Source organism: Isoptericola sp. NPDC056618 (assembly GCF_042792715.1).
Taxonomy (GTDB): domain Bacteria; phylum Actinomycetota; class Actinomycetes; order Actinomycetales; family Cellulomonadaceae; genus Isoptericola; species Isoptericola nanjingensis.
This window is the reverse complement of sequence record NZ_JBHTVZ010000011.1, coordinates 30,108-55,548: the sequence shown is the minus strand read 5'-3', so window position 1 is coordinate 55,548 and position 25,441 is coordinate 30,108. Positions and strand designations below refer to the sequence as shown.

General features: G+C 75.3%; 24 protein-coding genes. 22 read left to right on the top strand and 2 right to left on the bottom strand.

Translation table 11 applies throughout. The features are described from left to right. Positions 1–3: 3 nt before the first annotated feature. Positions 4–1,014 (bottom strand): type IV toxin-antitoxin system AbiEi family antitoxin domain-containing protein, encoded by a 1,011-nt coding sequence (locus tag ACFQ8T_RS13955; RefSeq protein ID WP_430547118.1) that lies wholly within the window; start codon positions 1,012–1,014, stop codon positions 4–6. 233 nt (positions 1,015–1,247) lie between these two features. Between ACFQ8T_RS13955 and ndk the strand changes: the two genes are divergently transcribed. From ndk to ACFQ8T_RS13850, 21 genes are all read left to right on the top strand, one after another. Then, positions 1,248–1,706: a nucleoside-diphosphate kinase gene (gene ndk / locus ACFQ8T_RS13950; protein WP_430547117.1), complete on the top strand. Its 459-nt coding sequence runs from the start codon at positions 1,248–1,250 to the stop codon at positions 1,704–1,706. Positions 1,707–1,848: 142 nt separating this feature from the next. Next, positions 1,849–5,430: a chromosome segregation protein SMC gene (gene smc, locus ACFQ8T_RS13945; protein WP_430547116.1), complete on the top strand. Its 3,582-nt coding sequence runs from the start codon at positions 1,849–1,851 to the stop codon at positions 5,428–5,430. A gap of 4 nt (positions 5,431–5,434) precedes the next feature. After that, positions 5,435–5,761, top strand: coding sequence for a hypothetical protein (locus ACFQ8T_RS13940; protein ID WP_430547115.1), 327 nt, complete (start codon positions 5,435–5,437; stop codon positions 5,759–5,761). A gap of 72 nt (positions 5,762–5,833) precedes the next feature. Continuing rightward, positions 5,834–7,000, top strand: coding sequence for a signal recognition particle-docking protein FtsY (ftsY, locus tag ACFQ8T_RS13935; protein ID WP_430547114.1), 1,167 nt, complete (start codon positions 5,834–5,836; stop codon positions 6,998–7,000). Between the two features lie 186 nt (positions 7,001–7,186). Continuing rightward, on the top strand, positions 7,187–8,473 hold the full coding sequence (locus tag ACFQ8T_RS13930) for an ammonium transporter (protein WP_430547113.1): 1,287 nt from the start codon (positions 7,187–7,189) through the stop codon (positions 8,471–8,473). Then, positions 8,470–8,808 (top strand): P-II family nitrogen regulator, encoded by a 339-nt coding sequence (locus ACFQ8T_RS13925; RefSeq protein ID WP_429728391.1) that lies wholly within the window; start codon positions 8,470–8,472, stop codon positions 8,806–8,808. Before ACFQ8T_RS13930 ends, ACFQ8T_RS13925 begins: the two co-directional genes overlap by 4 nt. 12 nt (positions 8,809–8,820) lie before the next feature. Continuing rightward, a complete protein-coding gene (locus tag ACFQ8T_RS13920) occupies positions 8,821–10,665 on the top strand; it encodes an HD domain-containing protein (RefSeq protein ID WP_430547112.1) in 1,845 nt (614 codons plus the stop codon). Positions 10,666–10,711: 46 nt separating this feature from the next. Further along, the gene (gene ffh / locus ACFQ8T_RS13915; protein WP_430547111.1) at positions 10,712–12,328 is read left to right on the top strand and encodes a signal recognition particle protein; all 1,617 of its coding nucleotides are present in this window, start codon (positions 10,712–10,714) and stop codon (positions 12,326–12,328) included. A 53-nt stretch (positions 12,329–12,381) separates the two neighbouring features. After that, positions 12,382–13,485, top strand: coding sequence for an amidohydrolase family protein (locus ACFQ8T_RS13910; protein WP_430547110.1), 1,104 nt, complete (start codon positions 12,382–12,384; stop codon positions 13,483–13,485). A 195-nt stretch (positions 13,486–13,680) separates the two neighbouring features. Then, entirely contained in the window at positions 13,681–14,100 is a 420-nt protein-coding gene (gene rpsP, locus ACFQ8T_RS13905; RefSeq protein ID WP_430547109.1) for a 30S ribosomal protein S16, read from the top strand. Continuing rightward, the gene (locus tag ACFQ8T_RS13900) at positions 14,100–14,339 is read left to right on the top strand and encodes an RNA-binding protein (RefSeq protein WP_429728397.1); all 240 of its coding nucleotides are present in this window, start codon (positions 14,100–14,102) and stop codon (positions 14,337–14,339) included. Before rpsP ends, ACFQ8T_RS13900 begins: the two co-directional genes overlap by 1 nt. 136 nt (positions 14,340–14,475) lie before the next feature. Continuing rightward, on the top strand, positions 14,476–15,027 hold the full coding sequence (gene rimM / locus ACFQ8T_RS13895; protein ID WP_430547108.1) for a ribosome maturation factor RimM: 552 nt from the start codon (positions 14,476–14,478) through the stop codon (positions 15,025–15,027). Between the two features lies 1 nt (position 15,028). Beyond that, the gene (gene trmD / locus ACFQ8T_RS13890; RefSeq protein WP_430547107.1) at positions 15,029–15,850 is read left to right on the top strand and encodes a tRNA (guanosine(37)-N1)-methyltransferase TrmD; all 822 of its coding nucleotides are present in this window, start codon (positions 15,029–15,031) and stop codon (positions 15,848–15,850) included. A gap of 173 nt (positions 15,851–16,023) precedes the next feature. Beyond that, positions 16,024–16,386 carry a 50S ribosomal protein L19 gene (gene rplS / locus ACFQ8T_RS13885; RefSeq protein ID WP_429762293.1) on the top strand — a complete coding sequence of 121 codons (363 nt, stop codon included), beginning with the start codon at positions 16,024–16,026 and terminating at the stop codon, positions 16,384–16,386. Positions 16,387–16,569: 183 nt separating this feature from the next. Next, positions 16,570–17,391: a signal peptidase I gene (lepB, locus tag ACFQ8T_RS13880; protein WP_430547106.1), complete on the top strand. Its 822-nt coding sequence runs from the start codon at positions 16,570–16,572 to the stop codon at positions 17,389–17,391. Positions 17,392–17,486: 95 nt separating this feature from the next. Continuing rightward, entirely contained in the window at positions 17,487–18,299 is an 813-nt protein-coding gene (locus tag ACFQ8T_RS13875) for a ribonuclease HII (protein ID WP_430547195.1), read from the top strand. Continuing rightward, positions 18,296–18,595 (top strand): DUF2469 domain-containing protein, encoded by a 300-nt coding sequence (locus tag ACFQ8T_RS13870; protein WP_013838354.1) that lies wholly within the window; start codon positions 18,296–18,298, stop codon positions 18,593–18,595. Before ACFQ8T_RS13875 ends, ACFQ8T_RS13870 begins: the two co-directional genes overlap by 4 nt. 144 nt (positions 18,596–18,739) lie before the next feature. Further along, on the top strand, positions 18,740–19,099 hold the full coding sequence (locus tag ACFQ8T_RS13865; RefSeq protein ID WP_430547105.1) for a YraN family protein: 360 nt from the start codon (positions 18,740–18,742) through the stop codon (positions 19,097–19,099). Beyond that, complete coding sequence (locus ACFQ8T_RS13860) at positions 19,099–20,634, top strand: YifB family Mg chelatase-like AAA ATPase (RefSeq protein ID WP_430547104.1); 1,536 nt, start codon at positions 19,099–19,101, stop codon at positions 20,632–20,634. Before ACFQ8T_RS13865 ends, ACFQ8T_RS13860 begins: the two co-directional genes overlap by 1 nt. Beyond that, the gene (dprA, locus tag ACFQ8T_RS13855; protein ID WP_430547103.1) at positions 20,627–21,973 is read left to right on the top strand and encodes a DNA-processing protein DprA; all 1,347 of its coding nucleotides are present in this window, start codon (positions 20,627–20,629) and stop codon (positions 21,971–21,973) included. Before ACFQ8T_RS13860 ends, dprA begins: the two co-directional genes overlap by 8 nt. Positions 21,974–22,106: 133 nt before the next feature. Then, entirely contained in the window at positions 22,107–23,054 is a 948-nt protein-coding gene (locus ACFQ8T_RS13850; RefSeq protein WP_430547102.1) for a tyrosine recombinase XerC, read from the top strand. Positions 23,055–23,211: 157 nt separating this feature from the next. Here the strand turns inward: ACFQ8T_RS13850 and ACFQ8T_RS13845 are convergent, their stop codons facing one another. After that, entirely contained in the window at positions 23,212–23,724 is a 513-nt protein-coding gene (locus ACFQ8T_RS13845; RefSeq protein WP_430547101.1) for a murein hydrolase activator EnvC family protein, read from the bottom strand. Between the two features lie 682 nt (positions 23,725–24,406). On the opposite strand from ACFQ8T_RS13845, the gene rpsB reads away from it, so the two are divergent. Continuing rightward, on the top strand, positions 24,407–25,321 hold the full coding sequence (gene rpsB, locus ACFQ8T_RS13840; protein WP_429762281.1) for a 30S ribosomal protein S2: 915 nt from the start codon (positions 24,407–24,409) through the stop codon (positions 25,319–25,321). The last annotated feature ends 120 nt before the right edge of the window (positions 25,322–25,441 follow it).

The window sequence follows — 25,441 nt, the reverse complement described above, 5'->3', positions numbered from 1 at the left end:
GCGTCATTCAGCCGAATGACGCGACAGATCGCTTGTTCGTTCGTCGGCCGCGCGCCACCCGGCCCGGCGCAGTCGGCCGGCCACCTCGTCCCCGAGCCGACCGGGCACCCGCAGGTCCTCGGAGGTAGCCCGTTGCACGACGACCCCGCCGTCGGCGACGAGGGCGTTCTGGCGTGCGCGGTCGGAGTAGACCGCCTCGAGCGAGCCGTGGACCTCCTCGCCGTCCATCTCGAGGAGGAACCAGCGTCCGCCCGGGAGGCGCCACACGAGGTCGCCCCGGCCGATGAACCGACCGTTCGGTGCGTGGAAGTCCCGTTGGAGGTCGTCGGGCGGGACACCGGCGTCGAGGCACTCGAGGCGCGCCCAGGTCTCCAGCGGTGATTCCGCTCGCCCGTCGACCAGCCGCCACCACGGATGGGTGCGCTCCACCCCGCGTCGTCCTCGGGCGAGGTCGTGCGCGGTCTCGACCTCGGCACGGCTGACGCGGCCGGCGTACACCGCGTTGTCGAGGACGGCGACGGCGTGCCGACGACCGAGGTGTGGCACCGCCTGGGCGAGCGCGTGCACGACGGGGACGACCCGGCGACCACGGACGAGCTCGGTCGCAAGCCCGGCGTCGTACTGCCTGACCGCGACGCCGTCACGGGAGACCCTGGGGAATCCACTCGGGAGCATCACCTCCGGGGTGATGTGGACGGGCAGTCCCTGGATCTCGTGCAGGGCCAGGGCGGACTGCCCGACGGCGATCGCCGACGGCCCGTAGGCAAGCAGCCCGAACCACGCGGCACGGCGGCGGCGATGGTCGAAGAGATCTCGTCGTTCGCGATGGTCCACGGGGACGGGATCGGTGTCGTAGACGGCGGTGCTCAACCGCACCCAGCGCCCCTGCCGTGCCATGCGTGCCAGCCGGTCGGCGGACATCTCGGCCGTCTCGCACTGGCGCGTCGTCACGAGACCTTCCTGTCGCGCGGCCAGCGTCAGGAGTGCCGGAGGCGGTGGGGTGAGCGGTCGCATCGCGCAAGGCGATCATTCCGACGACGCCCGTCGCGCCGCCGAGCCCGGACCTGTGGACAACGTCGCGCGACGGCGCGCTGTGGGCGGTCTTCGTCCGGTGTGACTCTGGCCTTCCAGCAAGCGATTCCTCGCGAGACAAGGCCCGATGACGCGAAAGATCGCGTGCTGGAAGGCAGTGCAGGGTGAGGGGCGGGAGTACAGGGCAGGGCGCGGGCGCCGATAGGCTCTCCGCCATGACCGACGCCGCAGACACGACCCTGCCCGCCGAGCCCGCCATCGAGCGCACCCTGGTGCTCGTCAAGCCCGACGGCGTCCGCCGCGGGCTGTCCGGCGAGGTGCTGCGGCGCATCGAGGCGAAGGGCTACACGCTCGTCGCCGTCGAGCTGAAGCAGGCCACGACCGAGCTCCTCGCCGCGCACTACGCGGAGCACGAGGGCAAGCCGTTCTACCAGCCGCTCGTCGACTTCATGCTCTCGGGCCCGACACTCGCCGTCGTCGCCGAGGGCCAGGGCGTCATCCCCGGGTTCCGCTCGCTGGCGGGCGCGACCAACCCCACCGAGGCCGCGCCCGGCACCATCCGCGGCGACCTGGGCCGCGACTGGGGCCTCAAGGTGCAGCAGAACCTGGTGCACGGCTCCGACTCGCCCGAGTCCGCGGCCCGCGAGATCGGCCTCTGGTTCCCGAACCTCTGAGCGCTCGTACGTCACGCACGCCTCACGCACGACGTCGCACGGCCGGGCCCGCACGGGCCCGGCCGTCGGCGTGTCCGGACGTCTCCGGGCGGGACCGGCGAAGTTCCGCGGATCGGCGGGATCCGGCGGTTAGGCTCGCCGGGTGCACCTCAAGACGCTCACGCTCCGCGGCTTCAAGTCGTTCGCCTCGGCGACGACGCTGAGCCTCGAGCCGGGCATCACGTGCGTCGTCGGGCCGAACGGCTCGGGCAAGTCGAACGTGGTCGACGCGCTGTCGTGGGTGATGGGGGAGCAGGGCGCCAAGTCGCTGCGCGGCGGCAAGATGGAGGACGTGATCTTCGCCGGCACCGCCGGCCGCCCGCCGCTCGGCCGGGCCGAGGTGTCCCTCACGATCGACAACACCGACGGCGCGCTGCCGATCGACTACACCGAGGTGACGATCACCCGCACGCTGTTCCGCAGCGGCGGGTCGGAGTACGCGATCAACGGCAGCTCGTGCCGGCTCCTCGACATCCAGGAGCTGCTGAGCGACTCCGGCATCGGCCGCGAGATGCACGTCGTGGTGGGGCAGGGGCAGCTCGACGCCGTGCTGCGCGCCACCCCCGACGACCGCCGCGGCTTCGTCGAGGAGGCGGCCGGCGTCCTCAAGCACCGCAAGCGCAAGGAGAAGGCGCTGCGCAAGCTCGAGGCGATGCAGGGCAACCTCGCCCGCCTCACGGACCTCACCGCGGAGCTGCGTCGCCAGCTCGGCCCGCTCGGGCGGCAGGCGGAGGCGGCGCGCAAGGCGCGGACCGTCCAGGCCGACCTGCGGGACGCGAAGGCCCGGCTCCTCGCCGACGACCTGGCCCAGCTCACCGCCCAGATGGCCCAGGAGCGGGCCGACGAGGCGGCGCTGCGCGAGCGTCAGCAGGAGACGGAGCAGGGGCTGGAGCGGGCGCGGGAGCACCTGGCGAGGCTCGAGGTCGCGGCGTCCGCCGCGGTCGCGGACGCCGGCCGCGCGGCCGACGCCTTCCACGCGCTGAGCGCGCTGCGCGAGCGGCTGCGGGGGCTGGCCACGCTCGCCGACGAGCGGGTGCGGCTGCTGGGCGCCACCGAGCCGGAGCACCGCGGCCAGGACCCGGCCGCCCTGGAGGCCCAGGCCGAGCGGGCGCGGGCCACGGAGGCGGAGCTGACCCGCGAGGTCGAGCTCGCGCGCGCCGCGCTCGAGACCGCGGTCGCCGCGCGCACGGACGCCGAGAAGGCCGCGGACGCCGCGGAGCGCGAGCTCGCGACCCTGCACCGCGGCGTGGCCGACCGTCGCGAGGGGCTCGCCCGGCTCTCCGGGCAGGTGGCCGCGCGCCGCAGCCGCGTCGAGGCGGGTGACGCGGAGCTGGAACGCGTGCGCGAGGTCGTCGCGGAGGCGGAGCGCCGGGCCGAGGAGGCAGCGCGCGAGTTCGGCGCGCTCGAGGTGCAGGTCGTGGGCGCCGAGGAGGGCGAGGAGGACCTCGACGCCCGGCACGAGGAGGCGACGACGGCGCTCGCCGACGCGCAGACGGCCGTGCAGGACCTCGAGGCCCGCGCGGCCGAGGCCGAGCGCGACCGCGCCACCTGGAGCGCGCGGGTCGAGGCCCTCGAGCTCAGCCTGGACCGCAAGGACGGCGCGGGCGCCCTGCTCGCGGACGCCGCGCCCGGCGTGCTCGGCTCGGTCGCCGCGCTGCTCGGCGTCGAGGCGGGCTACGAGGACGCGGTGACGGCCGCCCTCGGCCCGGTCGCGGACGCCGTGGCCGTGCGCGACCTCGACGCGGCGGTCGACGCGCTGCGACGCCTGCGCGACGACGACGCCGGCCGCGCCGGGCTCGTCGTGGGCGGCGCCGACGACGGCGCGCCGGGGGAGTCCCCGGTCCCCGCCGACCTGCCCGACGGCGCGCGCCGGGCGCCCGACGTCGTCACCGTGGCCGGACCCGCGGCCGCCCCGCTGCGCACGCTGCTGCGCGACGTGGTCGTGGTGGACGACCTGGCCCAGGCGCGCGCCTTGGTCCAGAAGGCACCCGGCGTCGTCGCCGTGACGCGGGCCGGCGACCTGCTGGGCGCGGCGCGGGCCTGGGGCGGCTCCGCGGCCGCGCCGAGCGTGCTGCACCTGACGTCGGCGCTCGACGAGGCCAAGGAGGGGCTCGACGACGCGGCCGCCCGCGGCGAGCGCTGCCGCTTCGAGCTGGTCGGGGCGCGCGAGCGTCTCGAGACCGCGCAGGCCGCCCACGACGACACCCTCGCCCGGCTGCACGAGTCGGACGCCGCCCTCGCCGCCGTCGCGGAGCAGCTCGGCACGCTCGGCTCGGCGCACCGGTCCGCGCTCGCGGAGGCCGAGCGGCACCGCGCGACGCTCGCCCAGGCCGCCGAGCGGCGGAAGGCCGACGAGGCGGAGCTCGCCGAGCTGGCCCGGCGCCTCGAGGTCGCGGAGGCCGAGCCCGCGCAGTCGCAGGAGCAGGTGGCCGAGGCGCAGGCGGCCCGGGAGGCGGCGCAGGAGGCCGCCACCGCGGCGCGCGCGGCGGAGACCGAGGCGCGGCTGGAGCTGCGCACCAGCGAGGAGCGGGCGCGCGCCGTCGCCGGCCGCGCGCAGGGCCTCGCGCGGGCCGCGGCGCAGGAGCGTGCCGCGCGGGAGAAGGCGGAGCGGCGGGCGGTGCAGCGCGCGGCCGAGGCGCGGACGGCGGCCGCGGTGCGCGACGACGCGGGCACGGCCCTGGCCGTCCTCGCCCGCTCGATCGAGCGGGCCCAGGCCGAGCGCGCGGCCGCCGACGAGGAGCGCGGCGCGCGGCAGCGGGAGCTCGAGACGGTCCGCACCGACGCCGACCGGCTCGCGCGCGAGCTGCGCGACCTCACCGACGTCGCGCACCGCGACGAGGTCGCGCGCGCCCAGCAGGTGGCGCGGCTCGAGCAGCTGCAGGCCCGGGCGGTGGACGAGCTGGGCAGCGACCCCGACGTCCTGGTCGAGGAGTTCGGCCCGCACCGCGACGTGCCGGTGGCGCGCCCCACCGAGGCCGCCGAGGAGGACCCGGACCCGGAGCCCGTGCCGTACGTGCGCGCGGAGCAGGAGAAGCGGCTCGCGACGGCGGAGCGCGCGCTCGCGCGCATCGGCGCGGTCAACCCGCTCGCGCTGGAGGAGTTCGCGGCCCTGGAGGAGCGGCACCAGTTCCTCACGGAACAGCTGGCGGACCTCAAGAAGTCGCGCCAGGACCTGCTGCACATCGTCGAGGAGATCGACGAGCGGGTGCAGCAGGTCTTCGCGGAGGCGTTCCGCGACACCGCGGAGCAGTTCGAGCGGGTCTTCGGCCGGCTCTTCCCGGGTGGCGAGGGGCGCCTGGTGCTCACCGACCCGGGTGATCTTCTCACCACGGGCATCGAGGTCGAGGCGCGCCCGGCGGGCAAGAAGGTCAAGCGGCTGTCGCTGCTGTCCGGCGGGGAGCGGTCGCTCACGGCGGTCGCGTTCCTCGTGTCGATCTTCAAGGCGCGCCCCAGCCCGTTCTACGTGATGGACGAGGTCGAGGCGGCGCTCGACGACGTGAACCTGGGCCGACTGCTGGAGATCTTCCGCGAGCTGCAGGAGGACTCCCAGCTCATCGTCATCACCCACCAGAAGCGCACGATGGAGGTCGCGGACGCGCTGTACGGCGTGACCATGCGCGGCGACGGTGTGACGACCGTCATCTCCCAGCGGATGCGCGAGACCGTCGATGCGCGGGGAGAATAACGCCATGCTCACGTTCGTCCTCTGGGTCCTCGGGTCCCTCGTTCTCGCCGCGGTGGTGTTCCTCGTGGCCAACGTCATGGAACGTCGTGAGGGTCAGGACGATGAGGCCCCCGGCCTCGGTCGCTTCCTCCGCGACTTCCGGTCCGGGCTGCGCCGCAAGCGCGTCGCGCCCCCAGCCCCCGTCGAGACGGGGATGGACGAGTTCTTCGCCGCGACGGTCGAGGACGCCCCGGGCTATGTCGACCCGGAGGAGCTCACCGATGCACTGCACCGCGCGCGCCTGCAGGCGCGCAGCTCGTGGCACGTGGGGAGCGTCCGCAAGCCGGAGTGACCCCCTCGTCCGGGGGCCCGGCGGCGATCCTCGCCGGGCGGCACGCCCGCGCGGTTCTGGGAGACTGTCCGCGTGACTGATCAGCTCTGGCTCTGGATCCTTCTCGGCGTCGTCGTCGTGGTCGGCGGCGGTGCCGCACTGCTCGCCCCGAGGACGCGCCGCCGGCGCCCCGACCAGCGGATCGACCAGCAGGTCGACCAGCGGGACGACGGCGCCACGACGGTCGCCCCCGCGCCGGAGGGAGCGTCGGTCGACGCGGCCCCCGCGGCGGAACCGGCGGCGCCCGCGCTCGAGACGCCGGAGCCGGTGGCCGGGCGCCTGGTGCGCCTGCGCGACCGGCTCGCCCGGTCGGGGTCGCCGCTCGGCGCGCGGCTGCTCAGCGTGCTCTCCCGCGACCACCTCACCGAGGACGACTGGGACGAGCTCGAGGAGACGCTGCTGCTCGCCGACATCGGCGCAGGACCGGCCGAGGAGCTGCTCGAGGCCCTGCGCACGCGCGTGCGCGTGCTCGGCGTCCGCGACCCGAAGACCGTGCGAGACCTGCTGCGTGAGGAGCTGCTCAAGGTCGTCGACCCGGCGCTGGACCGCGAGGTCGCCACGACCGGCCCGGTCGGCGACGACGGCGCGCGGCTGCCGGCCGTCGTGCTCGTGGTGGGCGTCAACGGCACGGGCAAGACGACGACGGTCGGCAAGCTGGCGCGCGTGCTGGTCGCGGAGGACCGGTCCGTGGTGCTCGGCGCGGCGGACACGTTCCGCGCGGCGGCCGCCGACCAGCTGCAGACCTGGGGCGCCCGCGTGGGCGTGGAGACGGTGCGCTCGGACCGCGACGGCGCCGACCCGGCCGCCGTCGCGTTCGACGCCGTGAAGCGCGGCAAGGCCGAGGGCACCGACGTCGTCCTCGTCGACACCGCGGGCCGCCTGCAGAACAAGGCAGGCCTCATGGACGAGCTGGGCAAGATCACCCGCGTCATCACCCGGGAAGCGCCGCTCGCCGAGGTGCTGCTCGTGCTCGACGCCACGACCGGGCAGAACGGCCTCAACCAGGCCCGCGTCTTCGGCGAGGTCGCGGGCGTCACCGGCATCGTGCTCACCAAGCTCGACGGCACCGCCCGCGGCGGCATCGTCGTCGCCGTGCAGCGCGAGCTCGGCGTGCCGGTCAAGCTCGTCGGGCTGGGGGAGGGCCCCGACGACCTGGCGCCGTTCGACCCCGAGCAGTTCGTGGACGGCCTGCTGGGCTGACCTCCGCCGCGCACGCGGCGGCCCGCGGCGGCCCGCGGCGCCCCACGACAGGGCCCCGTTAACGCAAAGTTGACGCGTGACGGGGCCTTGTCACACCCGCGAAACACCAGAACACTCCAGGCGAAACCCCGCCCGACCACGGTAGTGCCCGACCCGGCCGCCCGGCTGGTGAGGGAGGAACAACTCATGGAGCTGGACACCGGAGCAACCGCGTGGATGCTGATGTCGGCATCTCTCGTGCTCCTGATGACCCCTGGACTCGCGCTCTTCTACGGCGGGATGGTGCGCGGCAAGTCCGTGCTGAACATGATGATGATGTCGTTCGGCGCGATCGCCGTCGTCGGCGTCGTCTACGTGCTGTGGGGCTGGTCGATGTCCTACGGCGCCGACCTCGGCGGGATCGTCGGCAACCCGTTCGACCAGTTCGGGCTGTCGGGCGCGATCTACGACGCCGCGGGCGAGTTCGCGATCGACGACTTCGGCGTGCCCGGCATCGTGGGCGTCGGCTTCCAGGCGACGTTCGCCATCATCACCGTCGCCCTGATCTCCGGCGCGATCGCCGACCGCGCCAAGTTCGGTACCTGGATGGTCTTCGTGGCCGTGTGGGTGACCCTCTGCTACTTCCCGATGGCGCACATGGTCTGGGGCGGCGGCCTGCTGTCCGGGGACGGGCCGTTCGCGTCCATCGCGACGCCGATCGACTTCGCCGGGGGCACCGTGGTGCACATCAACGCCGGTGTGGCCGCGCTGGTCCTCGCCCTGGTGGTCGGCAAGCGCAAGGGCTTCGGCTCCGAGCCGATGCGCCCGCACAACCTGCCGCTCGTCATGCTGGGCGCGGCGCTCCTGTGGTTCGGCTGGTTCGGCTTCAACGGCGGCTCCGCCTTCACGGCCGACGGCTTCGCCGGACTCGCGTGGGTCAACACGACGGTCGCCACCGCGGCCGCGGTGCTCGGCTGGCTCCTGGTGGAGAAGCTGCGCGACGGCTCCGCGACGTCGCTCGGTGCGGCGTCGGGTGTCGTGGCCGGGCTCGTCGCGATCACCCCGGCCGCCGGGTCCGTCAGCCCCGTCGGCTCCATCGCGGTCGGCGCGATCGCCGGCGTGCTCTCCGCCTTCGCGGTGGGCCTGAAGTACAAGCTGGGCTACGACGACTCGCTCGACGTCGTGGGCGTGCACCTCGTCTCCGGCCTCTGGGGCACGGTCTCCATCGGCTTCCTGGCCACCGAGACGGGCCTGTTCTACGGCGGCGGCCTGAACCAGCTCGCGGTCCAGGCGATCATCGCCGTCGTCGCGATCGTCTTCTCCGGCATCGTCACCTACCTCATCGCGATCGCGCTCAAGGCGGTCATGGGCTGGCGGGTCTCCGAGGAGGCCGAGGTCGGTGGCATCGACCTGGCGGTGCACAGCGAGTCCGCGTACGAGACCGTCCCGCAGGGTTCCGCCAGCGGCCAGATCAAGAGGGAGATCCGCGCATGAAGCTCGTCACCGGGGTCGTCCAGCCCCACCGCCTGGACGACGTGAAGTCCGCCCTCGAGGCCGCCGGCATCCGTGGGATGACCGTCAGCGAGGCCAGCGGCTACGGACGCCAGAAGGGCCACACCGAGGTGTACCGGGGTGCCGAGTACACGGTCGACCTGGTGCCCAAGGTCCGCGTGGAGGTCCTCGTCGCGGACGAGGACGCGTCCACCGTCGTGGACGTCGTCGTCAAGGCCGCCCAGACCGGCAGGATCGGGGACGGCAAGGTGTGGACCACGACGCTCGACGACGTGGTGCGCGTGCGCACCGGCGAGCACGGCGACGCGGCCCTCTAGGAGGCGCGGACAGTGCTCCCGGACGACCAGCCGGGCGCGACAGAGCCCCGCACCCCGGACGCCGGGGTGCGGGGTTCGCGCGTCGACGACGGCCCCACCACGACCCCCGCGGTGGGCCCCCTGCGCGCGGACCTGCTCGCCGCCGCCGACGGCCTGACCGGCCCCGGCCGATCGGGGGTCGCGCGGCGCACGGCCCTGCAGCAGCTCGTCACCGACCGGCTCACCCCCCTGTACCAGGCCGCCACGGCCGACGTGGACCCGACGGGCCTCGCGCTGGCCGCCGTCGGCAGCCTCGGCCGCGGCGAGCTCGGCCCGCTGTCGGACCTCGACCTCGTGCTCGTGCACGACGGCCGCACCCACAAGCCCGACGAGCTCGCCCGCGTCGCCGACGCGCTCTGGTACCCGCTGTGGGACTCCGGCGTCGACGTCGACCACGCCGTGCGCTCGCTGAGCCAGACCCGTCGGCTCGCGTCCACCGACCTGCCCGCCGCCGTCGGCTGGCTGGACGTGCGGCCCGTGGCGGGGGACGCCGTCGTCGTGCACCGCGCGGCCTCCGCGATCCTCACCGACTGGCGCTCGGCGTCGCGCCGCCGACTGCCCGAGCTGCTGCACAGCGCCCGCGACCGGGCCGAGCGCGCGGGGGAGCTGGCGTACCTCATCGAGCCGGACCTCAAGGAGTCACGGGGCGGCATCCGCGACGCCGTCCTGCTGTCGGCGCTCGCGGCCACGTGGCTCACCGACCGCCCGCACGGCCGCGTGGACCGGGCGTACGCGCACCTGCTGGACGTGCGGGACGCGGTGCACGTCGTGACGCGGCGCCGGTCCACCAAGCTGCTGCTCGCCGACCTCGACGAGGTGGCCGCCCGCTGCGGGTACGACGACCCCGACGAGCTGCTGGCCAGCCTCGCCGAGGCCGGTCGGGAGATCTCCTACGCGCTGGACTCCACCGTGCGCCGCGCCCGGCAGGCGCTGCAGCGCCCCGCGGTCCGCCGGCCCGTCATGGTCCGGGGGCGCCGGTCCGCGCCGCGGCTGCGGTCGGTGGGCGACGGCCTCGTGGAGCACGACGGCGAGCTCGTGCTGGCCGTCGGGGCGCAGCCGGCCGAGGACCCGCTGCTCCCGCTGCGGGCGGCGGCCACCGCGGCGCGCACCGGTCTCGTGCTCTCGCCCGTGACCGTGCAGTCGCTCGCGGAGTCCCCGCCGCCGCCCGCGCCGTGGCCGCCCGCCGCGCGCTCCGCGCTGCTCACGCTGCTCGGCGCGGGGCCGGCCCAGGTGCCGGTCTGGGAGGCGCTCGACCTGGCCGGCGTCGTCACGACCTGGATCCCCGAGTGGGCGGCCGTGCGCAACCGCCCCCAGCGGGCCGCGGTCCACCGGCACACCGTGGACCGGCACCTGGTGGAGACGGCGGCGCGCGCCGTCCGGGTGCGCCGCCAGGTCGCGGCGGACGGGGGCGTCGCGGCGGCGCCGACGGAGCAGCTCCTGCTCGGCGCCCTCCTGCACGACATCGGCAAGCGCCGCGGCGCCGTCGAGCCCGACCACTCCGTGGAGGGCGCCCGCGTCGCGCCCGGCATCGTGCTCCGGACGGGGTTCGGCGACGACATGGCGCGCGACGTCGGCCTCGTCGTGCGCCACCACCTCACCCTCGCGCGCCTCGCCACCACGGCCGACCTCGAGGACCCGGCCACGGTGGCGGAGCTCCTCGACGCGCTCGAGCACCGCGGCGACCTGCTCGAGGTGGTGCGCGTGGTCACGGAGGCGGACTCGTCGTCGCTGGGCCCGGCGGGGTGGACGGCGTGGCGCGCGAGCCTCGTGGACGACCTCATGGGGCGGGCCCGTCGGGCGCTCGCCGTCGGACGGTAGGCTAGGTGGCCGCACCCCACGACGACCTCTCCTAAGGACCTGCCTGGTGTTCAACTCCCTGTCGGACCGGCTCACCGCGACGTTCAAGAACCTGCGCGGGCGGGGCCGGCTCTCCGAGGCGGACATCGACGCGACCGTGCGCGAGATCCGTCGAGCGCTCCTCGACGCCGACGTCGCCGTGCCCGTCGTGCGCGAGTTCACCGCCGCGGTGCGCGAGCGTGCGCTGTCGGCCGAGGTGTCCGGCGCGCTCAACCCGGCGCAGCAGGTCGTGAAGATCGTCAACGACGAGCTCGTGTCGATCCTCGGCGGGCAGACCCGGCCGTTGCAGCTCTCCAAGACGCCGCCGACGGTCATCATGCTCGCCGGCCTCCAGGGCGCCGGCAAGACGACCCTCGCCGGCAAGCTGGCGCTGGCGCTCAAGGAGCAGGGCCACACCCCGCTGCTCGTCGCCGCCGACCTGCAGCGCCCCAACGCGGTGACCCAGCTCTCCGTCGTCGCCGAGCGGGCCGGCGTCCCGGTCTACGCGCCGCACCCGGGCAACCAGGGTGCGGAGACGGACGTCGTCATCGGCGACCCCGTGGGCGTGGCCCGCGACGGCGTCGCCGAGGCGAAGGTCAAGCAGCACGACGTCGTCATCGTCGACACCGCGGGCCGCCTGGGCGTCGACCAGGTGCTCATGCAGCAGGCGTCGGACATCCGCGACGCCGTGCAGCCCGACGAGGTCCTGTTCGTCATCGACGCGATGATCGGCCAGGACGCCGTCGCCACGGCGAAGGCCTTCGAGGAGGGCGTCGACTTCACCGGCGTCGTCCTGTCCAAGCTCGACGGCGACGCGCGCGGTGGCGCCGCCCTCTCGGTGGCGACGGTGACGGGCCGCCCCATCATGTTCGCCTCGACCGGTGAGAAGCTCACCGACTTCGAGGTCTTCCACCCTGACCGCATGGCGTCGCGCATCCTCGACATGGGTGACGTGCTCACCCTCATCGAGCAGGCCGAGAAGGCCTTCGACGCCGAGGAGGCCGCCAAGATGGCGGCCAAGGTGGAGAAGGGCGAGGACTTCACGCTGTCCGACTTCCTGGTGCAGATGCAGCAGATGAAGAAGCTCGGCTCCATGAAGAAGATGCTCGGGATGATGCCGGGCATGGGGCAGATGCGCGAGCAGCTCGAGAACTTCGACGAGCGCGAGGTCGACCGCGTCCAGGCCCTCATCCAGTCGATGACGCCCGCCGAGCGCGACAACCCCAAGATCATCAACGGCTCGCGCCGCGCCCGCATCGCGCGGGGATCCGGCCAGACGACGACGGCCGTCAACCAGCTCCTCGAGCGGTTCACGCAGGCGCAGAAGATGATGCGCCAGATGAGCAAGGGCGGCGGCATGCCGGGCATGCCCGGCGGCGTCCCCGGGATGCCGGGGATGCCGGGCGGCGGCAAGAAGTCGCGCGGCAAGCAGGCGCCGTCGAAGAAGGTCAAGGGCAAGTCGGGCAACCCCGCGAAGCGGGCGCAGCAGGAACGCGAGGCCATGCAGCGCGCGCTCGGCGGCCCCGCCGCGACGTCGTCCCCCCAGGGCTCCGCGTTCGGGATGGGCGGCGCGGAGCCGGCCGAGCAGGACCTCTCGAAGCTCCAGTTGCCGGACGGGCTCGACAAGCTGCTCGGCGGACGCTGAGGCGCACGGACCGGCGTCCACGGCCCGGCCCCCCGACTCGGTAGCCTTCGACCATGTCTGCCCCGCACGTCCCGCTGCACGTCACCGGCCACGTCCTGCTCGGTCACGATCGCGACGTCGGCGAGATGTGGGTGCGCGACGGGCGGGTCAGCCTGACGCGGCCGTCGCCCCAGGGCAGCGCCACCCGCGAGCTCGAGGGCTGGGTGCTGCCGGGTCTGGTGGACGTGCACTGCCACGTGGGCCTCGGCCCGGACGGCGCGGTCGACCAGGAGACGGCGGAGGCCCAGGCCGTCGCCGATCGCGACTCCGGCGTCCTGCTCGTGCGCGACGCGGGCTCGCCCGTGGACACGTCCTGGGTCCAGGAACGCCCCGACCTGCCGCGCCTCGTGCGCGCCGGCCGGCACCTGGCCCGCCCCAAGCGCTACCTGCAGGGCTTCGGCCTGGAGCTCGACGACGTGGGAGCGCTCCCCGACGCGGTGCGCGCCCAGGCGCGCGGCGCGGACGGCTGGGTCAAGCTGGTCGGGGACTGGATCGACCGCGAGGCGGGCGACCTCGGCCCGCTGTGGCCGCGCGACGTGCTCACGGAGGCCGTCGCCGCCGCGCACGCGGAGGCCGCGCGCGTGACGGTGCACGCCTTCTCCGAGGAGGTCGTGCCCGACCTGCTCGCCGCGGGCGTGGACGGCATCGAGCACGGCACCGGCATCGTGGGACCGCTCGTGGACGAGGTCGCGGCGCGGCGCATCCCCGTGACCCCCACGCTGCTCCAGGTGGCCCGCTTCGAGGAGATCGCCCGGCAGGCCGAGGGGAAGTACCCCGAGTACGCGGCGCGGATGCGACGCATGCACGCCCGTCGGTACGAGCACGTGCGCGCGCTCCACGAGGCGGGCGTCCCGCTGCTCGTCGGGACGGACGCCGGCGGCACCCTCGGGCACGGGCGGGTCGTGGACGAGTGCGCCGAGCTGGTCGCGGCCGGCATCCCCGCCGTCGACGTCGTCGCGATGGCGACCTGGCGGGCGCGCGAGCTCCTGGGCTTCGGCGCCCTCGTCGAGGGGTCCAGCGCGGACCTGGTGGTGTACCCCGCCGACCCGCGCGAGGACATCGAGGTGCTGCGGCACCCGACCGCCGTCGTGCTGCGCGGGCAGGTCGTCCGCGGCTGACCTCCCCGCGCGGGCGCGAGAGGTGCGTCACCCGTGGTTGGAGCGGGCGCGCCCGGTCTGGCACAATGGCGGGGTACTCGGCGTGCCCAGGCCCCTCTCTCCTGCGCAGGTCGTGTTCCTGACCTCCGGACACCGCCAGGACCCCACCCGGCGGCGCGTGAGGTCGCCCCACCAGAACCAGGAGACACCACCACAGTGGCCGTCAAGATTCGTCTGAAGCGCCTCGGCAAGATCCGGGCCCCGTACTACCGCGTCGTCGTGGCCGACTCGCGCTCCAAGCGCGACGGGCGCGTCATCGAGGAGATCGGGAAGTACCACCCGACCGAGGAGCCGTCGTTCATCGAGATCAAGTCCGAGCGGGCGCAGTACTGGCTCGGCGTCGGCGCGCAGCCGACCGAGCAGGTCGCCGCGCTGCTCAAGATCACCGGTGACTGGCAGAAGTTCAAGGGTCTTCCGGGCGCCGAGGGCACCCTCAAGACCAAGACCGCGAAGGCCGACAGCGTCGCCGCGGTCGAGGCCGTCGCCGCCGAGGCCGAGAAGGCCAAGGCGAAGGCTGCCGAGAAGAAGGCCGACGAGCCGGCGGCCGAGGCCACCGAGGCTGAGGCCGAGGCCTGATGCTCGCCGAGGCCCTCGAGCACCTGGTGCGCGGCATCGTGGACAACCCGGACGACGTCCGGGTGGCTTCGCGGACGCAGCGCCGGGGCGACCTGCTCGAGGTGCGGGTGCACCCCGACGACCTCGGCCGCGTGATCGGTCGGGGCGGACGGACGGCGAAGGCGCTGCGCACGGTGGTCGGCGCGCTCGCGACGGACGGCCCCGTGCGGGTCGACGTCGTGGACGTCGACCGGCGCTGACGCGTGCCGCACCCGCTGCCGTAGCACTGACGAGGCCCGACCCCACCGAGAGTGGGGCCGGGCCTCGTCGTCTGCCGCGAGGCATGCTGGACCGGTGGTCACCGGTCCACGAGAACAGTTCGAGACAGGAGTGGTCATGCAGCTGGTGGTGGCGCGCGTCGGGCGGGCGCACGGGCTCCGGGGCGAGGTCGGCCTCGACCTGCGCACCGACAACCCCGAGGAACGGCTCGCGGTGGGCCTCACCCTCGCGACCGAGCCGGCCGAGGCCGGGCCGCTGACGGTGACGGCCGCGCGGGTGCACCAGGGCCGCTGGCTCGTGTCCTTCGCGGAGGTGGCCGACCGCACCGCGGCCGAGGCGCTGCGCGGCGTCGAGCTCGTCGTCGAGGCCGACGCCTCCGACGAGGAGGACGCCTGGTACCCGCACGAGCTGCAGGGCCTGCGGGCCGAGCTCGAGGACGGGACCGTGGTCGGCGAGGTGACCGGCCTCGAGCACCTGCCGGCGCACGACGCGCTCGTCGTGCGGGAGACCGGCGGCGAGCGCACGCTCGTCCCGTTCGTCCGCGCCATCGTGCCCGTGGTCGACGTCGCCGGCGGGCGGGTCGTCCTGACGCCCCCGGGCGGGCTGCTGGCCCGCGACGCGGAGTCCGCCGTCGTCGACCGGGCGGACGGCGCCCAGGACGAGGCCTGACGTGCGCGTCGACGTCGTCTCGATCTTCCCCGACTACCTCGCCGCGCTGGACCTGTCGCTGGTCGGCAAGGCGCGCAGGGCCGGGCTGCTCGACCTGCGGGTGCACGACCTGCGGGACTGGACCACCGACCGGCACCGCACGGTCGACGACACCCCGTTCGGCGGGGGAGCGGGCATGGTCATGCGCCCGGACGTCTGGGGGCGGGCGCTCGACGACGTCCTGCCGGCGGGCGGTGGCGGGCACCTGGTCGTGCCCACGCCGTCGGGCGACGTCTTCACGCAGCGGCACGCCGAGGCGCTCGCGGCCGAGGAGCACGTGGTCATCGCGTGCGGCCGGTACGAGGGCATCGACGCGCGCGTCGCGGAGCGCACCCGCGCCGCAGGCCACCGCGTCAGTGAGCTGTCCATCGGCGACTACGTGCTCAACGGCGGGGAGGTGGCCGCGCTCGTGATGATCGAGGCGTTCGGGCGGCTGCTGCCGGGCGTCGTCGGGAACCCGCACTCGCTGGTCGAGGAGTCGCACGGCGCGGCCGGCCTGCTGGAGTACCCGGTGTACACGAAGCCGCCGGAGTGGGCGGAGCTCGAGGTGCCCGAGGTGCTCCTGTCCGGCCACCACGCCCGGATCGAGCGCTGGCGTCGCGACCGGGCGCTGGAGCGGACGGCCGCACGGCGCCCCGACATGGTGGCCGCGCTCGACCCCGCGTCGCTGGACAAGGCGGACCGCGCCTTCCTCGCCGGCCTCGGCTGGGAGGTGCGTGACGGACGCCTCCGTCCCGCGGCGGAGCCCGAGCCGGGGTCCGCGCCGGGACGTGTGGCAGAATAGGGCGCTGGTGCGTTCGCCGACCCGGCCTCTGCCACAGGGGAGGTCACGACGGGCTGCTGGTCAGCCCGCCTGGTCGAGGAGCCGACGCACCCACCGACACGTCAGATTCCGTGTGCCCCCTGCGGGCGCGCCACGATCTTGCTCCTGACCTGTGGCAGGGCGGGGAGACCACCATGCACACGCTCGACTCCGTCGACGCAGCCTCGCTGCGCTCCGACGTCCCGGACTTCCGCGCCGGCGACACCGTCAAGGTCAACGTCAAGGTCGTCGAGGGCAACCGCTCGCGCGTCCAGGCGTTCCAGGGCATCGTCATCGCGCGCCAGGGCGGCGGCGTCCGCGAGACGTTCACCGTCCGCAAGATCAGCTTCGGCGTCGGCGTGGAGCGGACGTTCCCCCTGCACGCCCCGACCATCGACTCGATCGAGGTCGTCTCCCGCGGCGTCGTCCGCCGGGCGAAGCTGTACTACCTGCGCAACCTGCGCGGCAAGAAGGCGAAGATCCGCGAGAAGCGCGAGACCGCGCCGACCTCGAAGTGAGGCCGCGCGGCGTGATGCGCCGCGTCGCGACGCGCTGACGCGCACCCCCGGACGGGCGGTCCTGCCGATGGCAGGGCCGTCCGTCCGTCGTCGTCCCCGGGGTCGGCCGGGGCCGCCGCCGGAGCGCGACCGGGGGCCCGTCGCGGTTTCGCCGTGGACGGTGGCGAGTGAAAGAGTGAGGGCGTGGCAGACTCCGATCCCGTGACAGACCGGCCCAGCGCGCGCGATCCCCGTCCCCACGACCCCGCGGGCACCGGCTCCGGCGACGGGGTCGAGGGCTTCGACGCCGTGGTCGGGGCGGGCCGCCCTGCCCCCGCCGAGGGACCGGCCCCGAGCCGAGGGCTCGGCGTCCTGCGCGAGACCGCGATCATCGTGGTCAGCGCGCTGGTCCTGTCGTGGCTCATCAAGACGTTCCTGGTGCAGGCGTTCTACATCCCCAGCGGGTCGATGGAGGACACGCTGGAGATCGGTGACCGGGTCATGGTCTCGCGGATGGTGCCGGACGTGTTCGACGTCCACCGGGGCGACATCGTGGTGTTCAAGGACCCCGGCGGCTGGCTGCCGCCGTACGAGCCGCCCGAGCGGACCCCCGTGGGACAGGCGTTGACGAACGTCCTGACGTTCGTGGGGCTCCTGCCGCAGGAGACGGGCGACCACCTGATCAAGCGGGTCGTCGGGACGCCCGGCGACCACGTGACGTGCTGCGACGACCAGGGCCGCGTGAGCATCAACGGGGAGCCGATCGACGAGGAGTCGTACATCAAGCCGGGCTCGGTGCCGAGCCAGGACCCGTTCGACACGGTCGTGCCCGACGACTTCCTGTTCGTCATGGGCGACAACCGGCAGAACTCGCAGGACTCCCGCTACAACACGGGCAAGCCCGGCGGCGGGTTCGTGCCGATGGACAACGTCGTCGGGTCGGCGTTCGCCACCGTGTGGCCGCTGGGCGACGCGAAGCTCCTGCGCAACCCGGGCGACGTCTTCGCGAAGGTCCCGGAGCCGTGACGTCGCTGGTCGAGCGCGGCCCCGCGCAGGACGCAGGGCAGGACGCAGGGCAGGACGGCGTCGAGCCCGTCCGGGCGACGTCCGGGCCGGAGACGGTGCGCCGACCCACGCCGCCCCGCCGCCGCACGGCCGGCGTCGGTGCCAAGCAGCGCCGGAGCCCGACGCTGCGCCAGGAGCGTGCGCTGCTCACGGGCGGCGCACGGCTGGTCGCGGGCATGGACGAGGTGGGGCGCGGCTCCCTCGCCGGGCCCGTGAGCGTGGGGGTCGTCGTCGTGGACGCGGCGACGCGGACGGCGCCCCAGGGGCTGACCGACTCGAAGCTCCTCACCCCGGCGGCACGGGTCGCGATGGTGCCGCAGCTGCAGCGCTGGGGCGTCGCGTGGGCCGTCGGGCACGCGGGGCCGGCGGAGATCGACGCGCACGGCATCGTGGCCGCGCTGCGGCTCGCCGGGCGGCGGGCGCTGGCCCAGGTCCGGCGGACGTGCGGCGACGTGGACGTGGTGCTCCTCGACGGCTCGCACGACTGGCTGAGCCGGGGCGACGTCGACCTGTTCGAGGCGGCGGCCCTCGACCCGCTCGGGCCCGAGGCGCCCGAGCCGGGGGTGCGCACCCTCGTCAAGGCGGACCTGCAGTGCTCCTCGGTCGCGGCCGCGAGCGTGCTCGCCAAGGTGGAGCGGGACGGGCTGCTCGTGCGTCTGGCGCGCCAGTACCCGGCGTACGCGTGGGACCAGAACAAGGGGTACTCGGCGCCCGCCCACCTGGACGCGCTGCGCCGGCTCGGCCCGACGCCGCAGCACCGCCGGTCGTGGAACCTGCGCGCCCTCGCGGACGACGGAGCGGTCCCGGCGCCCGGCGCGCCCGCCGCAGCCCTCGCCCTCGACCCGCCCGATGGGATGATGGCCCTGTGAGCGCCGAAGACCTCGAGAACTACGAGACCGAGATGGAGCTCGCGCTGTACCGCGAGTACCGCGACGTGGTGGGCCTGTTCTCGTACGTCGTGGAGACGGAGCGGCGGTTCTACCTCGCCAACCAGGTGGACCTGCAGGTGCGGTCCGCCGCCGGCGAGGTCTACTTCGAGCTCCGGCTGGCCGACGCCTGGGTGTGGGACGTCTACCGCTCCGCGCGGTTCGTCAAGTCGGTGCGCGTGGTGACGTTCAAGGACGTCAACGTGGAGGAGCTCGCGAAGGCCGAGCTCGCCCTGTAGCTCGCTCCCTGTCGACGCCACGAGGCGCCGGTAGGCGTGGAGGCTGCCCACAGGCCGCCCCCCGCGCCCCTCGTCCACAGGACATCGTCCGCGTGCGCGTCGGCCCTGCACCGGGCCGCGAGGCTTCCCCGCGGAGGTGGTTCGATGCGGGCGAAGGACGCCGTCGGGCGGTACGGGGAACGGGTGGCCGCGCGCCACGTCGAGGCGCAGGGCATGGAGGTGCTCGAGCGCAACTGGCGCGGCACGGGAGGCGAGCTCGACCTCGTCGCGCGCGACGGCGACGTGCTGGTCGCGATCGAGGTGAAGACTCGACGGGGCACCGCGTTCGGCCACCCCGCGGAGGCGGTGACGGTCGCCAAGCTGTCCCGGATCCGCCGGCTCACGGGGCAGTGGCTGGTGGAGCACCGGGACGTGCGCTGCCGCGAGATCCGGGTCGACGTGGTGGCCGTGGTGCTGCCGCGGGCGGGCGCCGCGCAGGTCGAGCATCTCGTGGGGGTGCTCTGATGGGCCTCGGGACGACGGCGGCGGTCGCCCTCACCGGGCTGACGGGGCACGTCGTGGAGGTGCAGGCGCAGCTCGCGGCGTCCGTCCCCGGGTTCACGCTGGTGGGGCTGCCGGACACGGCGCTCAACGAGTCGCGCGAGCGGGTGCGGGCCGCGGTGCTCTCCACCGGCATCAAGTGGCCGCACCGCAAGATCACCGTCAACCTGTCGCCCGCGTCGCTGCGCAAGTCCGGTTCGTCGTTCGACGTCGCCATCGCGGTCGCCGTGCTCGCGGGGGACGGCGTGGTACCCCGGGCCGGGCTGGACCGGGTGGTGCACCTGGCGGAGCTCGGCCTCGACGGGCGCCTCCAGCCCGTGCGCGGGGTGCTCCCTGCGGTCGCCGCGGCCGTCGAGGCGGGCTGCCCCGACGTCGTGGTCGCGACCGGGGACGCTGACGAGGCCCGGCTGGTCCCCGGGGCGCGCGTCCACGCGGCGTCGAGCCTGGCCGAGGTGGTGCTGCTCCACGGCGGCGAGCTCGCCGAGCCGCCGGTGCTGGACCCGGTCCGGGCGGCGCGGCAGTCCGCGCCGCGCCGGCCGCCGGGGGACCTCGCGGAGGTGGTCGGGCAGGTGCAGGCGCGGATGGCGCTCGAGGTCGCGGCCGCCGGCGGGCACCATCTGCTCCTGGTCGGGCCGCCGGGTGCGGGCAAGACCATGCTGGCTGCCAGGCTGCCGGGCATCCTGCCGGACCTCACGCCCTCCGAGGCCGTGGAGGTGACGTCCGTGCACTCGGTGGCCGGGACGTTCGACCCCGGGAACGGCCTCCTGACGCGTCCGCCGTTCGAGGACCCGCACCATACGGCCACCCCGGCCGCGATCGTCGGCGGGGGCAGCGGCCTGGCCCGGCCCGGCGCGGTCTCCCGCGCGCACCGAGGGGTGCTGCTCCTGGACGAGGCCCCCGAGTTCCCGTCCCGCGTGCTGGAGACGCTGCGCCAGCCGCTGGAGCAGGGGGAGCTGGTGCTGCACCGTTCCGGGGGAGCCGCCCGCTACCCGGCGCGCTTCCAGCTGGTGCTGGCGGCGAACCCCTGCCCGTGCGGGATGGCGTCGGTGAACAAGGGGCTGGACTGCTCCTGCACGCCCATGGCGAAGCGCCGGTACTTCGGTCGCCTGTCGGGGCCGCTGCTCGACCGCGTCGACCTGCAGGTGGAGGTGCTGCCCGTGACGCGGGCGGAACGGACGGCACGGTCGGAGGGGGAGTCGTCGGCGGTGGTCGCGGCCCGGGTCGCCCAGGCCAGGGCCGCCGCCCGCGAGCGGCTGGCCGGGACGCCCTGGACCACGAACGCGGAGGTGCCCGGGCGGTGGTTGCGGGAGCGGTCGCGAGCACCGGGGGTGCTGCAGCCGATCGAGCAGATGGTCGACCGGGGAGTGCTCAGCCTGCGCGGGGCCGACCGGGTGCTGCGGATCGCGTGGACGCACGCCGACCTCGCGGGGCGCGCCGCACCGACGGTCGACGACGTCTCCAGGGCCGTGACGATGCGCACGAGGGGGAGCCATGCGTGAGCCGGTCGCGGAGCCGGGCGTGGAGCCGGCCGTGGAGTCGACACTGACCGCGACACGGTCGCTCGACGCCGGAGGGCTGCCCTTCGCGGTGGACGACCCGGTGCTCGCCCGCGCCGCGTGGAGCCGGTTGGCCGAGCCGGCCGACGCGGTGGCGGGCGCCCTCGTCGCGCACCTCGGCGCTCCGGCGGCGCTGGAGTGGGTCGTCGACGCGGTCCGCGACCCGGCGCGCGCCCTCCGGGGGTCGGCGGTCGAGCCGCTGGGCAGCGACGTCGCCGCCGACCGGCTGATGGAGGGGGTCGCCCGGTGGGCGCCGCGGCTCGAGCGGCTCGACCCGCGGCGGGAGCTGCGGGTCCTCGAACGGCTCGGCGGCACGCTGCTGGTGCCCGGGGACGCGCGCTGGCCGGCGCGGCTCGCCGCGCTGGGACCGGAAGAGCCCTTCGCCCTGTGGGTGCGGGGCGACGCCGACCTCGCCGCGCTGACGGAGCGGTCGGTCGCGCTCGTCGGGGCGCGGGCGTCGAGCGCCTACGGGGACCACGTGGCGGCGGACCTGGCGGCCGGTGTCGCGGACCGTGGCTTCGCCGTCGTGTCGGGCGGGGCGTACGGGATCGACGCCGCGGCCCATCGCGGGGCGGTCGCCGGAGGTGCTCCCACCCTGGCGGTCCTCGCCGGCGGCGTCGACCGCTTCTACCCGCCGGGCAACCAGGACCTGCTGCGACGCCTGGCGGACGGCGCGGGCGCGGTGGTGAGCGAGGTCCCGCCCGGGTCGGCGCCGTTCAAGCAGCGTTTCCTCGCCCGTAACCGGATCATCGCGGCCGTGTCGTGCGCGACCGTCGTGGTGGAGGCCGCCTGGCGGTCGGGGGCGCTGTCGACGGCACGGCACGCGACGCGACTGCTGCGCCCCCTCGGTGCCGTTCCCGGCCCGGTGACGTCGGGTGCCTCGACCGGGTGCCACGCGCTCCTGCGGGACGGGGCGGCGGTCTGCGTGACGGGCGCCGCCGAGGTGGCCGAGCTCGCCGGTCCGTACGACGGCGACGCTGCGCCGGGCTCCCGCGAGGGGGCTCCCGTGCCGGGACGCGCCGCCCGTGCGCTGTCGCGCCGGCGCATCCCGGCGGAGGTCGAGGCTCTCGGCGAGCGCGCGTGCCAGGTGTGGGACGCGCTGCCGGCACGGGGCGCGGCCGCAGTGGACGCGCTGGCGCGGACGGCCGGGCTCGCGCCGGGCGAGCTGCTCGCCGGGCTCGGTGCCCTCGAGCTGCGCGGGCTCGCCGCCCAGGAGGCCGGCCGGTGGCGCCGCGTCCGACGCGCCGACGGCGGGGCGGGCAGGACGACGCCGAACGGCTGAGGCGACGGGCCGGTGCGCGAGGTCGTCCGGCGGTGGCGGGTCGGGTCGCACGAGGGGCGTCGCGGCGGTGGACGACCTCGACACGCGCGGCGCCTCACCCGTCCTGAGACGGCTCAGGGGCACACTGACCTGGATGGACACCGATCCGGACCTGCCGCCGCTGCCGGCGCCGCTCGCGGGGGCGCTGGCGCGTTTCGACGAGTATCTCGAGGTCCAGCGCGGGCACTCGGCGCACACGCGACGTGCGTACCGCGCCGACGTCGGGTCGCTCCTGCGGTACGCGGTGCGGCACGGGGTCGACGGCCTGCCGGGGGTCGACGTGGTCGTGCTGCGCGGCTGGCTCGCCGCGCAGGCCGAGCGCGGCCTGGCCCGGGCGACCATCGCCCGACGCGGCGCCGCGGCGCGGACCTTCCTGCGGTGGGCGTACCGCGTCGGGCTGGTGCAGACGGACCCGACGGCGCGGTTGGCGAGCCCGAAGGTGTCGCGGACCCTGCCGACGGTGCTGAGCGCGGACGCGGCCGCGACGCTCCTCGACACCGCCCGCGAGGTCGCGCACACCGCGGAGCCGGAGGATCGCCCCGCGGCGCTGCGCGCGTGGGCCGCGGCCGAGCTCCTGTACGGCAGCGGCATCCGCGTCGGCGAGCTGGTGCAGGTGGACGTGCCCGCCGTCGACCTCACGGACCGGCTCGTGCGGGTGCTCGGCAAGGGCGGCAAGGAGCGGGTGGTGCCGTTCGGCGTCCCGGCGGCGCGCGCGGTGTCCGAGTGGCTGGCGCACGGTCGGCCGGCTCTGCTGCAGCCGACGTCCGGGGCCGCGCTCCTCCTGGGGGCGCGCGGGGGCCGCTGGGGGCAGCGGCAGGTCCGCGACGCGGTGCACCAGCTCGCGGCCCGGGCGGGCGTGGAGGACGTGGCCCCGCACGCGCTGCGGCACTCCGCGGCGACGCACCTGCTGCAGGGCGGCTCGGACCTGCGGTCCGTCCAGGAGGTGCTGGGGCACTCCGACCTCGGCACCACGCAGCGGTACACCCACGTGGACGACGAGCGGCTGCGCCAGGTGTTCGTGCAGGCGTTCCCGCGCGCCTGATCGGTCCGAGCGCCCGTTGGCTCGTTCCGTTGGCCCGTTCCGTTCACCCGTTCCGTTCGCCCGTTCCGTTCGCCCGTTCCGTTCGCACGCCCTGGTCGCCCGTCCTGGTCGTCGGCGCAGGCTCGTGGGCGTCGGCCCGACCGCGCGCAGCCTCCGCTCACGGACCGCCGGGCAGCAGCACGATCGGGGGCGCCTGGCCGAGCAGGGCGAGCGGGTCGAGGTAGACCTCACCGCGCAGCACGCCCCAGTGCACGCACCCGGCGGGCGCGCAGTGCCCCGGCCCAGTGAGCGTGCCCACGACGTCGCCCGCGGCCACCGGGTCGCCGAGGCCCACCGAGGCGGCGACGGGCTCGAACGTGGACCGCAGGCCGCCGGGGTGCGCGACCACCACGACGGGCTTGCCCGCGACCTGCCCGGCGAACGACACCGCTCCCGCGGCCGGTGCCCGCACCCGCTCGCCCGTCGCGGCGGCGAGGTCCACCCCGCGGTGGCCCGCGGCCCACTCCTCGGCGGGCGGGTCGAACGGGTGCACGACGTCGCCGGGCACGGGACGCGTCCATCCCTGGCCGTCAGCGTGCGGGGCCGGTGCCGGAGGCGCCGCGCCGGCGAGCGGTGCCGCGGCCAGGAGGCCCACGACGCCGACCGCGACGAGCCCGACGACGAGTCTCATGAGGGGTCGGGCGACCGTCGTGGCGGGGCCGGACGACCCGACGGGGCACGCGGCGGCACGAACGACCTGCCGGCCACGGCGGGCCGGTGCCCGGACGGTCGAGGCGGGAAGCTTCATGGGAGCAGGCTGGCGGAGCCGGCGGGCCGCTGGGCGAGCGGGCCGAGGCGCTGTGGACCGCCCGTGGCGCCGGACTCCTGGGGGCAGGCTCGGGGCGTTGGCGCCGCGCGCCGCGTCGTCCGACGAGGGCTGCGCCGGGCGCGTCGGTCGGGGCGGCAGGCGGGCGATGGCCGGTGGGCGGAGAGGCCCGGAACCGTCGGGTAGACTGGCTGCCGCGATCGGCTTGTGCCTCGCCTTCCCGAACCATCCCGGTGGATCCCGTGGACCGTCCTCGACGTCCTGCGGTCTCGCCGGGCCGGGGGAGCGGACGCGAACCGGTCGACATCGCGCGTCACGTACGCGCCCCGCGACCCGGCCCGCCGGGTGCAGGGCGCGGCCGCGTCGGCAGCGGTCCGTCCCCGGGTCCCCTGGGAACGGTGCCGGCCCGGCGTGACGCCAGGGGTGCCGGGCCCGATGCCCGTCACCGACGAACCGAGTACCGCGGCCGGAGACCTGCAGCAGCAGCCCGGTCGCCTGACGCGCGTGCAGCCCGGAGGATCCGGCGCACGCGGCGAAAGGACGTGTCATGGCCGTCGTGACCATGCGCCAGCTCCTCGAGAGCGGTGTCCACTTCGGACACCAGACCCGCCGTTGGAACCCGAAGATGAAGCGGTTCATCTTCACGGAGCGCAACGGCATCTACATCGTCGACCTCCAGCAGTCGCTGTCGTACATCGACCGCGCCTACGAGTTCGTCAAGGAGACCGTCGCCCACGGCGGCAGCATCCTGTTCGTCGGCACCAAGAAGCAGGCGCAGGAGCCCGTGGCCGAGCAGGCCGCCCGCGTCGGCATGCCGTACGTGAACCACCGCTGGCTCGGTGGCATGCTCACCAACTTCACCACCGTGCACAAGCGCCTCCAGCGCCTCAAGGAGCTCGAGGAGATCGACTTCGACGACGTCGCCGGTTCGGCGCTGACGAAGAAGGAGCTCCTCGTCCTGCGTCGCGAGAAGGACAAGCTCGCGCGCACGCTGGGCGGCATCCGTGACATGGCCAAGACCCCCTCGGCGGTCTGGATCGTGGACACGAACAAGGAGCACCTGGCCGTCAACGAGGCGAAGAAGCTGGGCATCCCCGTCGTCGCGATCCTCGACACCAACTGCGACCCCGACGACGTCGACTACGCCATCCCGGGCAACGACGACGCGATCCGCTCCGTCACGCTGCTCACCCGCGTGATCGCCGACGCCGCGGCCGAGGGCCTGCTGCAGCGCCACTCCGGCAAGAAGGGCGAGGCCGCGGAGACCGCCGAGGCCGAGCCGCTGGCCGAGTGGGAGCGCGAGCTCCTGGCCGGTGCCGAGGCCGCGCAGGCCGAGGCCCCCGCCGCCGAGGAGGCGCCGGCCGCCGAGGCGACCGAGGCCGCCCCGGCTGCCGAGGAGGCCCCCGCCGCCGAGGAGACGCCTGCCGCCGAGGGCGAGCAGGCCGCCGAGAAGTCCGAGTGAGTCCTCGCGGGGCGGGGCCCCCCCGGGGGCCCGCCCCCGGCCCCCCCCCCCCCCCCCACCCCCCCGCCCCCCCCCCCCGGCCGGGGGGGGCCCGAAACAGCACCGGGGACAAACAAAGGG

Excerpts from the sequence above, each read along its gene's own strand:
- rimM (WP_430547108.1), top strand. The coding sequence starts at position 14,476 with ATGCAGCTGGTGGTGGCGCGCGTCGGGCGGGCGCACGGGCTCCGGGGC.
- ACFQ8T_RS13865 (WP_430547105.1), top strand. The coding sequence starts at position 18,740 with ATGCGGGCGAAGGACGCCGTCGGGCGGTACGGGGAACGGGTGGCCGCG.
- ACFQ8T_RS13910 (WP_430547110.1), top strand. The coding sequence starts at position 12,382 with ATGTCTGCCCCGCACGTCCCGCTGCACGTCACCGGCCACGTCCTGCTC.
- ACFQ8T_RS13850 (WP_430547102.1), top strand. The coding sequence starts at position 22,107 with ATGGACACCGATCCGGACCTGCCGCCGCTGCCGGCGCCGCTCGCGGGG.
- ACFQ8T_RS13925 (WP_429728391.1), top strand. The coding sequence starts at position 8,470 with ATGAAGCTCGTCACCGGGGTCGTCCAGCCCCACCGCCTGGACGACGTG.
- rpsB (WP_429762281.1), top strand. The coding sequence starts at position 24,407 with ATGGCCGTCGTGACCATGCGCCAGCTCCTCGAGAGCGGTGTCCACTTC.
- ACFQ8T_RS13900 (WP_429728397.1), top strand. The coding sequence starts at position 14,100 with ATGCTCGCCGAGGCCCTCGAGCACCTGGTGCGCGGCATCGTGGACAAC.
- ACFQ8T_RS13845 (WP_430547101.1), bottom strand. The coding sequence starts at position 23,724 with ATGAGACTCGTCGTCGGGCTCGTCGCGGTCGGCGTCGTGGGCCTCCTG.
- dprA (WP_430547103.1), top strand. The coding sequence starts at position 20,627 with ATGCGTGAGCCGGTCGCGGAGCCGGGCGTGGAGCCGGCCGTGGAGTCG.
- ACFQ8T_RS13955 (WP_430547118.1), bottom strand. The coding sequence starts at position 1,014 with ATGCGACCGCTCACCCCACCGCCTCCGGCACTCCTGACGCTGGCCGCG.
- ACFQ8T_RS13930 (WP_430547113.1), top strand. The coding sequence starts at position 7,187 with ATGGAGCTGGACACCGGAGCAACCGCGTGGATGCTGATGTCGGCATCT.
- ndk (WP_430547117.1), top strand. The coding sequence starts at position 1,248 with ATGACCGACGCCGCAGACACGACCCTGCCCGCCGAGCCCGCCATCGAG.
- ACFQ8T_RS13940 (WP_430547115.1), top strand. The coding sequence starts at position 5,435 with ATGCTCACGTTCGTCCTCTGGGTCCTCGGGTCCCTCGTTCTCGCCGCG.
- rplS (WP_429762293.1), top strand. The coding sequence starts at position 16,024 with ATGCACACGCTCGACTCCGTCGACGCAGCCTCGCTGCGCTCCGACGTC.
- ACFQ8T_RS13860 (WP_430547104.1), top strand. The coding sequence starts at position 19,099 with ATGGGCCTCGGGACGACGGCGGCGGTCGCCCTCACCGGGCTGACGGGG.